Source organism: Streptomyces sp. NPDC052107 (assembly GCF_040680215.1).
In the GTDB taxonomy this organism is placed as follows: Bacteria; Actinomycetota; Actinomycetes; order Streptomycetales; family Streptomycetaceae; genus Streptomyces.
In genome coordinates this window covers 1-9,605 of sequence record NZ_JBFAWG010000157.1, presented here as the reverse complement: position 1 = coordinate 9,605, position 9,605 = coordinate 1, and the positions used below count along the sequence as shown (strand labels likewise).

At 69.7% G+C, this 9,605-nt stretch carries 7 protein-coding genes and 1 pseudogene; 3 read left to right on the top strand and 5 right to left on the bottom strand.

The window, feature by feature from the left end; translation table 11 throughout:
• Positions 1–497 precede the first annotated feature (497 nt).
• The 3 genes from AB0M27_RS45100 (at position 498) to AB0M27_RS45090 (ending at position 3,238) form a co-directional block, all read left to right on the top strand.
• A complete protein-coding gene (locus AB0M27_RS45100; protein WP_365731719.1) occupies positions 498–749 on the top strand; it encodes a lactate utilisation protein LutB domain-containing protein in 252 nt (83 codons plus the stop codon).
• Positions 750–1,065: 316 nt separating this feature from the next.
• The gene (locus AB0M27_RS45095) at positions 1,066–1,359 is read left to right on the top strand and encodes an LUD domain-containing protein (protein WP_365731717.1); all 294 of its coding nucleotides are present in this window, start codon (positions 1,066–1,068) and stop codon (positions 1,357–1,359) included.
• A 175-nt stretch (positions 1,360–1,534) separates the two neighbouring features.
• On the top strand, positions 1,535–3,238 hold the full coding sequence (locus AB0M27_RS45090) for an FUSC family protein (protein WP_365731715.1): 1,704 nt from the start codon (positions 1,535–1,537) through the stop codon (positions 3,236–3,238).
• Here the strand turns inward: AB0M27_RS45090 and AB0M27_RS45085 are convergent.
• The 5 genes and pseudogenes from AB0M27_RS45085 to AB0M27_RS45065 all read right to left on the bottom strand — a co-directional run bounded on the left by AB0M27_RS45085 (position 3,235) and on the right by AB0M27_RS45065 (position 9,431).
• On the bottom strand, positions 3,235–3,822 hold the full coding sequence (locus AB0M27_RS45085) for a TetR/AcrR family transcriptional regulator (RefSeq protein ID WP_365731713.1): 588 nt from the start codon (positions 3,820–3,822) through the stop codon (positions 3,235–3,237). The genes AB0M27_RS45090 and AB0M27_RS45085 overlap by 4 nt on opposite strands.
• 103 nt (positions 3,823–3,925) lie before the next feature.
• Positions 3,926–5,437: an MFS transporter gene (locus AB0M27_RS45080; protein ID WP_365731711.1), complete on the bottom strand. Its 1,512-nt coding sequence runs from the start codon at positions 5,435–5,437 to the stop codon at positions 3,926–3,928.
• Between the two features lie 43 nt (positions 5,438–5,480).
• Entirely contained in the window at positions 5,481–6,818 is a 1,338-nt protein-coding gene (locus tag AB0M27_RS45075) for an NAD(P)/FAD-dependent oxidoreductase (protein WP_365731721.1), read from the bottom strand.
• Between the two features lie 96 nt (positions 6,819–6,914).
• Positions 6,915–7,862, bottom strand: a pseudogene (gene cydB / locus AB0M27_RS45070) (cytochrome d ubiquinol oxidase subunit II); the annotation flags it as partial.
• A gap of 21 nt (positions 7,863–7,883) precedes the next feature.
• Positions 7,884–9,431: a cytochrome ubiquinol oxidase subunit I gene (locus tag AB0M27_RS45065; RefSeq protein WP_365731709.1), complete on the bottom strand. Its 1,548-nt coding sequence runs from the start codon at positions 9,429–9,431 to the stop codon at positions 7,884–7,886.
• Positions 9,432–9,605: the final 174 nt, after the last annotated feature.

Sequence of the window (9,605 nt, the reverse complement as noted above, 5' to 3'; positions counted from 1 at the left end):
CACAGGACCCGCCTTCACGGATCCCCCAGACCGCCCCTGTGAGACAGATTGACTCACAACCCATCTATGAGTCAACTTGTCTCACTGTGACCTGGGGCACATGTTGGGCGTACGCTCGCGGTGCGCTTGGACCGGACGCTCAGCCGGACGGCACATCGACGGTCTCGACCCCCCGGACGGGACCCCGCGACATTTCCGTACGCCGCACGGTCCATCGACTCGAGCTTTCCATACGACGTATGGAACTTTGCAGCAGTGCCCACGTCGAACGAGATCAGAGGTCCTGTGATGTTGAGCATTGAGCCGGGAGGGTTCGTAGCGCCTACGGCTCGGTCCACCCCGGACCCATCGGCGCGATCCTCAACCCTCTCCTCAAGGGGCCCGACGACCCCCAGACCGCCTCACTGCCGTACGCCTCCAGCCTGTGCGGTGCCTGCAACGAGGTCTGCCCGGTCCGCATCCGCTGCACCGACGTCCTGCTCAAGCTGCGCGCGGACGTGGCCGAAGGCGACGCCAAGGTCAAGCACCCCGCCGAGAAGGCGGTGTTCAAGGCGGTGGAGACCGTCGTGGACCACCACCCGCTGTGGAACGCGGCCGTCAAGTCGGCCGGCAAGGCCGGCGTGCTGCTGCCCAAGAACTTGGGCCTGCCCGGTCCCCTGCACGGCTGGACCGACAGCAGGAGCATCCCCGACATCCCCGAGCAGTCCTTCCGCACCTGGTGGAAGCGCACGGACGGAGGCACCAGGTGAACGCGCGCGACACCATCCTCAGCCGCATCCGCGCGGCCGTCGCCGACCTGCCCACCGACCCGGTCGAGGTGCCCCGCGTCTACCTGCGGAGCGCCCCCGGCATCCCCCCTGGCGACCGGACAGCCACCATCGAGCTGTTCATCGAGCGCCTGGAGGAGTACGGGGCGGTGGTGCGCCGGGTGCCGGAGGCCGACGTGCCCGCCGCGGTGGCGGACGCCCTCGACGAGCGGTCGGCGCGTTCCGCGGTCGTTCCCGACGGCCTTCCCGCGGCCTGGCCGGCTCAGTGGTCCGGCGTGATCCGTAGGACGTTCCCCCGTTGTCGAAGGCGGAACTCGACGCCACCGACGCCGTGGTCACGATGTGCGCGGCGGCCATCGCCGACTCCGGAACGATCGTCCTGGACGCAGGCGCCGGTCAGGGCCGACGCGCCCCCACACTGGTTCCGGACGTCCACGTCTGCGTCGTGCGTGAGGACCAGGTCGGCTCCTCCATGCCCGAAGTCATCACCCGGCTCGGCCCTCGCCGTCCGATCACGTGGATCAGCGGCCCCTCGGCCACCGCGGACATCGAGATGATCCGCGTCCAAGGCGTCCACGGCCCCGCAAGCTGACCGTCCTCATCACGCCCTGAGGTGGGCCGAGACCGACGCGCGCAATGTGGGGTCGTGAAGCGACACCGCCGTTACCGAACCAGGACCCGCTCCCATGGCACCCTCAGCACATACCACGCGGTCGCGCCGTCCGCTGACGGCTGCGACCACCTGGCTGTGCCGAACTATGAGTGCGGTGCGCGCGGGGTTCCCGCTCGCCGCCGCCCTGCGCGGTGTCGTCGCCCTGGCCCTTCCTCTCCTGCTCGGGCTGTGGACAGGGCACATGGTTGCGGCCGTGTTCGCCGGGATCGGTGCCCTGTGGGGTGTGGGGCAGGACAGTTCGTCCCCCTACCGGTTGCGCATGCAGCGACTGCTGGCCGTGGGGCTGGCCGGTGCCCTCGGCCTGCTCATCGGAGAACTCGCGCTGCTCAGCGGGCACACCGCGCCGGTGGCGGGCTGTCTGGTCGCCACCGCCGTGTTCGCGGGGCTGATCAGTCTGTGCGGCCCCATTCGTTCCGTGGCCGGCATGCACGTGCTGCTCGGCACCATCGTCGGCAGCGGCGTCCCCGTGCCCGGCCCCTGGTGGCAGCCCCCGCTCGCGCTGCTGTCCGGGGTGCTCCTGGTCACCGTCCTGTCCACCAGCCCGTGGCTGTGGCGGCGGCACCGGATCGAGACCGACTCCGTGCGCGCCGTGTACCGCGCCGCCGCCGGGGCGCTGGCGGCCGTGGGCACCCCGCACGCCGAAGCCGCTCGGCGCTCGATGACACTGGCACTGAACGACGCGCACGACGTCATGGCCCCCGACTTGGCGACGGCAACCCGGCATCGGCCGGAAGACCCCGACACCCGTCGACTACTCGATGCGCTGCGCCTGGCCGTGCGCCTCGGCGAGGTGGTGTCGGCGCTCGTGTGGGAGGGGCGCCCCCTCCCGCCCGGCGTGGCCGATCTCCCTCTGCAGATGGCCGGGCGCCTGCTTCCCACGGGGAAGAGCGCGTCCGCAGGGCACGGCCTGGTGCCGGCCGAGAAGGCGGCATCCGCGCGCGACCGGCGCTCACCCGCCGTACGAGCGCTCCTGGAGCTGTGTGAGACGGCTGACGCGGAAGCCGGCGCGGATGTGATCCTCTCGCTGCCGGCGCGCCCACTGCCGGGTCGGACCGTACGTCTGCGGTACGCCGTACTGCTCGCCGCCTGCGTCCTCGTCGCGTACATCAGCGCCCTGCTGCTGCACGGCCCGCGGGGCTACTGGCTGCCCATGACCGTGGCCTTCATCTACAAGCCCGACTTCGGCCCGGTTCTGCGCCGGGCGGTGCACCGCTGCGTCGGCACGGTCATCGGTGTGGCCGCGATCGGGGCAGTGGCTGCGCTGACCGGCAACACCCCCTGCGCGCTCATCGGAACGGTAGCGGTCTTCGGCGCGCTCATGGCGGTAGGGGTCCGCCATCACTACGCCGTCGCCACCACCGGTCTGACCGGGATCGTCTTCGTCCTCGTCGACCTGCTCGGAGATCATCGGCCGCTGTACGGCACCCGCATCCTGGACACCATCCTGGCCGCGGCCATCGTGCTGGTGGCGAACTTCGTGGTGTGGCCCGACTCCGCCGGCAGCTGGGCGGCGGCGCAGACCGACGCCGCTCTGCTCGCCGTCCGCCGGTATCGCGACCTGGCACCGAACGCCACCCCCGCCCAGCGTCAGACGCTGCGCCGTGCCGCCTACCGCCGCCTGGCCGATGCGCGGCGCGCGGCGGCTCAGGCCCACGCGGAACCCGTCCCTGCGAAGCGGAGGCTTCCGGACTGGGAGGCGACGATCGTGGCCGCCGAGCAGGTGTGCGACGCGGTCACGGCCCGGACGCTGGCCGACACCGCACACTCCGCAGGAGACCATGCGCCGGGCAGCCCCTAGGACCAGCCCCTCAAGGCGGCGTCCACGACGTTCTCCACGGTGTCCCGCCCCAGGCGGTTCCCGGCGAGGAAGCGCTCGAAGAACAGGGGGCCCGCGGTGGCCATGGCAAGCGTCTCGGGGGTGATGTCCGGCCGGAGTTCGCCGCGCTGGACAGCCGCGGCGACAGCGGGACGCAGGGCGTCGGCGATCTGGCTCACCAGCGACTCCCGGAGGCGGCGGATACCGTCGTCGTGTCGTGAGCCACCGAGGATGGCGGCGAGCACGGCTCCCGCCTGCTCGTCGTCCCACCGCTCGGCGAGCACGCTCATGTGGTGGGTGATCTCCGCTCGGGGATCGTTGCCCGCAGCGGCCCGAATCTCCTCCGGCACGGGAGGCAGCGGAGGCATGCCGGCTTCCAGTGCGGCCAGGCGGAGATCGAGAAGGCTCGGCCAGTGCCGATAGACGGTGGCTCTGCCGACGCCGGCCCGGGTGGCGACCGTCTGATGCGTCACGGCCTCCAGTCCGCTTTCCGTGAGCAACGCGGTGGCCGCAGCGACCATGGCCTCACGACTGCGCAACAGACGCGGATCAGTTCGGTCTTCCAACCCACTACACCTTTCTGTGATCTGTGAGACAACTCGGTTTTCCCTTTACTATGAGGCATTTTGTCTCGGAATCAAGAGAGGTGACGCCGTAGTGACCAGCGCCTCACATGTGGACGACAGGTGCCGCGTTCTCGTCCTGCCGCGGCACGCCACGGCGGTACAGCAGCGCGGTCACGACCAGGCCGACCACGAAGACGGCCGCCGACCACCAGTAGGCAGTGGAGTAGCCCTCGAGACCGGCCTGCGCCAGGACGCCGGGGTCCTTGGGGTTGCGGCCGGAGAGGTAGTTGGTGGCGGCGTCGGATGCCATCGTGCTGAGCAGGGCGACGCCGATGGAACCGCCGACCTGCTGGACGGTGTTGACGGCGGCGGACGCGACTCCGGCATCGGCCGCGGCCACACCGGAGGTGGCCAGACTCATGGCGGGCGCGATGACGGTGCCCAGCCCGATGCCGACGAGCACCAGCTGGGGCAGTACCTGGGCCACATAGCCGCTGTTCAGGTCCAGCGTGGTCATCCACACCAGGCCTGCGGCCGCGATGGCCATGCCCAGCGGAACCACCGGCTTGGGACCTATGCGCCGCACCAGGACGTTGTTGGCCACCGCGGAGGCGGACGACGACGCCACGATCATGGGCAGGAAGGCGAAGCCCGTCTTCAGCGCGCTGTAGCCGAGGCTCTGCTGCAGGTAGTAGGTCAGGAACAGGAACACGCCGAACATGCCTGCGCCGACGACGAAGAGGGCGGCGAAGGAGGCACCGCGGTTGCGGTCCAGCAGGACCCGCAGAGGGAGGAGCGGATACGCCGCCCTGGTCTGCCACCACACGAAGACGGCCACCAGTACGGCACCGGCCGCCAGCATGCCCCAGGTCGCCGGCGAACCCCAGCCGTGCGTCTCGGCGTTCGAGAACCCGTAGACCAGGCAGAACAGGCCGATGGAGACCAGCAGAGTGCCGAGGACGTCGAGCTTGGAAGACGTGTCGCGCGGCGTGCGGTGCAGCAGAGCCGCGCCACCGACGAACGCCACCCCCGCGAAGACCACGTTGACGTACATGGTCCAGCGCCAGTCCAGGTACTGGGTCAGCACCCCACCGAGGATCAGGCCGATGGCTCCGCCGGCACCGGCGATCGAGCCGGCGACCGTGAAAGCCTTCGCCCGCTCGCGCGGCTCGGTGAAGGTCGTCATCAGGATCGACAGCGCGGACGGGGCCAGCAGGGCGGCGAACAGGCCCTGCACGGCGCGCGCGATGACGAGCATCGCGAAACCGTTCGCCGCGCCTCCCACCATGGACGCGGCCGCGAAGCCGGCCAGACCCACCAGGAAGGTCACCTTCTGACCGGCCAGGTCCGCAATCCGACCGCCGAGCAGCAGCAGGCTGCCGAAGGCCAGCGCATAGGCGGTGACCACCCACTGCCGGTCGGCATCCGAGAAGCCGAGGTCGTGCTGGGCGGACGGCAGGGCGATGTTCACGATGGTGCCGTCGAGGACGCCCATCAGCATGGACAGGGAAATGACCAGCAGGATCCACCAGCGGCGCTGGTGCGACGGGTCGGCAGGCACGTTCTCGGGTGTGGCCTCAGCGCCGCGAGCGGCGGCGACGGCGTTCTGGGACATGGGGACAGCCCTCCAGACAAGGACGAACTAAGGGGGAAAGGAATCAGGTACGACTGCGAGACGGCGTGGCCGCTTCGGTGAACGGGTCGCGCGGGTGCTCCAGTTCGATGAGCCCGACGGTCTCCCGCTTCAGGAGGGAGGCCAGGATCCAGTCCACGAACACGCGGATCTTGCGGTTCAGCGTCGGCACGCGGCTGCCGTGGTAGAGGCGGTGGAACCACCACGCCGGCCGTCCCTTGAGCTTGACCTTGCCGAAGAGGATCGCGACCCCCTTGTGGAGGCCGAGGCCGGCGACCGCGCCCAGGTTCTTGTGCCGGTACTCCTTGGGCGCACGGCCGCGCAGAGCCGCGAGCACGTTGTCCGCGAGTACCGGGGCCTGGCGTACGGCGTGCTGCGCGTTGGGCGGGCACCACGCGCCCTCTTCGCCCGCCAGGTCGGGCACCTGGGCGTTGTCACCCGCGGCCCACACGTGGTCCAGGCCCCTGACCTGCAGGGTGGGGAGGGTGTCGACGTGGCCGCGCGGGCCGAGCGGCAGGCCGAAGTGGGCCAGGACGGGGTTGGGGCGCACTCCGGCCGTCCACACGATCGTGGAGGCGTCCGTCGCCACACCGTTCGCCAGGACCACGTGCTGGTCGACGCAGGACTCCATGGAGGTCTCGAGGTACACCTCGACGCCTCGGGCCTGAAGCTTCTCCGTGGTCCAGACACCGAGGTCGGCACCCATCTCGGGCAGGATGCGACCGGCGGCCTCGACGAGGATGAAGCGCATGTCCTCCCGGCTGACGTTGCGGTAGTTCCCGGCGGCGTCGCGGGCCATGTCCTCGACCTCCGCGATGGTCTCCACACCGGCGAAGCCGCCACCGACGAAGACGAAGGTCAGCGCCTTGCGCTTCACCGCCTCGTCCGCGGTGGAGTCGGCGAGGTCCAGCTGGGCCATGACGTGGTTGCGCAGGCTGATGGCCTCCTCGACCGACTTCATGCCGATGCCGTGCTCGGCCAGGCCGGGGATCGGGAATGTGCGGGAGATCGAGCCGAGCGCGACGACCAGATGATCGAAGGGCAGCTCCAGTTCGTCACCCGCCGCGGTGCGGACGTGGGCGACCTCGTCCGCCTGGTCGACGGAGACCACGTGGCCGGTGACCACCTCCGCGCCGGTCAGGACGCCGCGCAGCGGGGCTACCAGGTTCCGCGGGGCCACGTTGCCGGCTGCCGCCTCCGGCAGGAAGGGCAGGTAGGTCATGTACGACCGCGGGTCCACGACGGTGACGGTCGCCTCGTCGCGGCGCAGCTTCTTCAGCAGGCGCAGTGCGGTGTAGAGGCCGACGTAGCCGCCGCCGGCGATGAGAATGCGCGGTTTGTCAGGGACAAGAGCGAGGGACATGACAGTTCCTTGGGTATGGCTGGGGGCTGGGCTGTGCCCGGGTGGGTCGGTCCGCGGGATGTGGTGGGTGCCGATGCGCTTGCGGAAGACCCAGTACGTCCAGGCCTGGTAGCCCATGACCAGAGGCGCGAAGACGGCGCCCACCCAGGTCATGATCCCCAGCGTGTATGCCGAGGAGGAGGCGTTGGTGACGGTCAGGCTCCAGGCCGGGTTGAGCGTGGACGGCATGAGGTCGGGATAGAGCGTCAGGAACAACGTGGCCGCCGTGGCCGCCACGGTGGCGGCGGAGAAGGTGAACGCCCACCCCTCGCGGCGAGCCCTGGTGCAGGCGAGCGCGACGCCCCAGGCGGTCAGCGCGAGCACCACCGCCACCAGGCTGCCGCCGTTGCCGCGGTCCGTCTGCGTCCAGATCAGGAAGGCCGCCGCGGGCACGGCGGCCAGAGCACCGAGCCTGAGGGCCAGTGCGCGCGCCCGGTCGCGGATGTCACCGACGGTCTTGAGTGCGACGAACACCGCGCCGTGGGCGGTGAAGACCGCGAGCAGCGTCAGCGCGCCGAGCAGCGCGTAGGGGTGGAAGAGGCCGCTCAGGCCCCCGGTGTAGACCTGCCGCCGGTCGATGGCCACGCCGTGGACGACATTGGCGAAGACCAGGCCCCACAGCAGCGGCGCCAGCAGCGAACACCAGAAGATGGCGTGCTCCCAGTTGCGCTTCCACCGGACGCTGTCCCGCTTGGCGCGGTACTCGAAGCCCACGGCCCGCACGATCAGACAGACCAGGACGGCGAACAGCGGGAGGTCGAAGCCGCTGAACAGGGTGGCGTACCAGCCGGGGAAGGCGGCGAAGGTCGCGGCGCCGGCCGCGACCATCCACACCTCGTTCCCGTCCCACACGGGCCCGATGGCGTTGAGCAGCACGCGGCGTTCGGGCTCGTCACGGGCGAGGAGCTTGGTGAGCACGCCGACGCCGAAGTCGAAGCCCTCCAGGACGAAGTAGCCCGTCCAGAAGAAGGCGATGAGCAGGAACCAGAAGTCGTGGAGGTGCATGGCGGAAGTCCTGACGGCTGGTCAGTAGGCGAACGTGAGGATCTTGTCGTCGTCCTCGGCGGAGGACGGACCGCGCAACCGGGGATCACGCCGGGGCGGCTGCTCGTCGAGCCGGGGTCCGGCGGTGGCGTACTTGACCATCAGCCTGACCTCGATGACGGCGAGGATTCCGTACAGGACGGTGAAACCGATCAGCGTGGTGAACATCTCGCCGGCGCTCACGCCCGGGGACACGGCGTCCGAGGTGCGCATCAGGCCGTAGACCACCCACGGTTGGCGGCCCGTCTCCGTGAAGATCCATCCGAAGGAGTTCGCGATCAACGGGAACCCCAGGGTCCAGATGGCCGCGCGCCAGGCCCACTTGGTCAGGATCGGCCCGAGGGCCCGGTTCTTCGTCAGCATCAGGTGCGGAACCTCGTCCGGTCGGGTGACGAAGGCAGGGGCGATCCAGCGCCGGTTGCGGGTCAACCACAGCCCGGCCACGCCGATGGCCACGGAGGCCATCCCGAACGTGATCATGAAGCGGTAGGACCAGTACTCCAGCGGGACGTTGGGGAGGTAGTCCCCCGCCACGCCGCCGTACCGCGCTGCCATGGCCGCCGCAGCGTCGTTGATCCCGGTGACGGGTGTGTGCGGATTGCTGTGGGCGAGGAACGACAGCACATAGGGGATGCCGATGTCGACGCTGTTCTGGTGCCTGGCCACGTCCGGGACGGTGAACAGGGAGAACGGGGCGTTCGCCGCGGTGTTCCACAGTCCCTCGCCGGCGGCCATCTTCAACGGCTGCTGATCGATCATCAGTTTGCCGAGGGCATCGGCGTCGAGGACGGTGGCGAAGCCCGCCACGGCCAGCACCCCGAGACCGACCCGCAGGGAGGTCCGCATGACGCCGATCCGGCCCGCCTCCACCACACCGCCCCGGGCCTGGGTGCGCTTCGCGCGCCACAGGTGCCAGGCGGCGATGCCGGTCACGAGAGCTCCGCCGGTGACGAAGGCGGCCGTGAGCGCGTGCAGGGCGGCGAACACCGCCGTGGGCTGCAGAAGAACCTCGGAGAAATCGGTCAGTCGGGGCCTGCCGTGGTCCATCCGGTAGCCGACTGGGTGCTGCATCCACGAGTTCGCCGCCAGGATGAAGTACGCCGACAGCACGGTGCCGAGGGACACCATCCAGATGCACAAGAGGTGCAGGCGGCGGGGAAGCCTGTCCCAGCCGAACATCCACAACCCGATGAACGTGGACTCGAAGAAGAAGGCGATGATCGCCTCCATCGACAGCGGTACGCCGAAGATGTCGCCCACGAAGCGGGAGTACGCCGACCAGTTCATGCCGAACTGGAATTCCTGGACCAGGCCGGTGACCACGCCCATCACCATGTTGATCAGGAAGAGCTTCCCCCAGAACTTGGTGGCGTGGAAGTACTTCTCCTGCCTCGTGCGCACCCACGCCGTCTCCAGACCGGCCGTGATGCCGGCCAGGCTGATCGTCAGCGGCACGAAGAGATAGTGGTAAATGGTGGTGATTGCGAACTGCCAGCGGGCTATCGCGTCGGGCGCCATGGCCGTATGCACCCTCTCTCCGGGGAATCGACAGGCCGACTTTGTGAAAGTGAATACATTCACAAAGTCGCCTGCCAACTAGTGACGGTGATCCTGGGAGGGGGTGGGAATGGTCGCTCCCTCCCAGGCGTGTGGGGGGCGGGTCAGGGTGTCAGCCGGCGGCCCGGGCGAGGAGGGGCTTGAGGG

What these genes read in the sequence shown, in the direction of transcription:
- AB0M27_RS45075 (WP_365731721.1), bottom strand. Translation starts at nt 6,818, where the DNA reads ATGTCCCTCGCTCTTGTCCCTGACAAACCGCGCATTCTCATCGCCGGC.
- AB0M27_RS45080 (WP_365731711.1), bottom strand. Translation starts at nt 5,437, where the DNA reads ATGTCCCAGAACGCCGTCGCCGCCGCTCGCGGCGCTGAGGCCACACCC.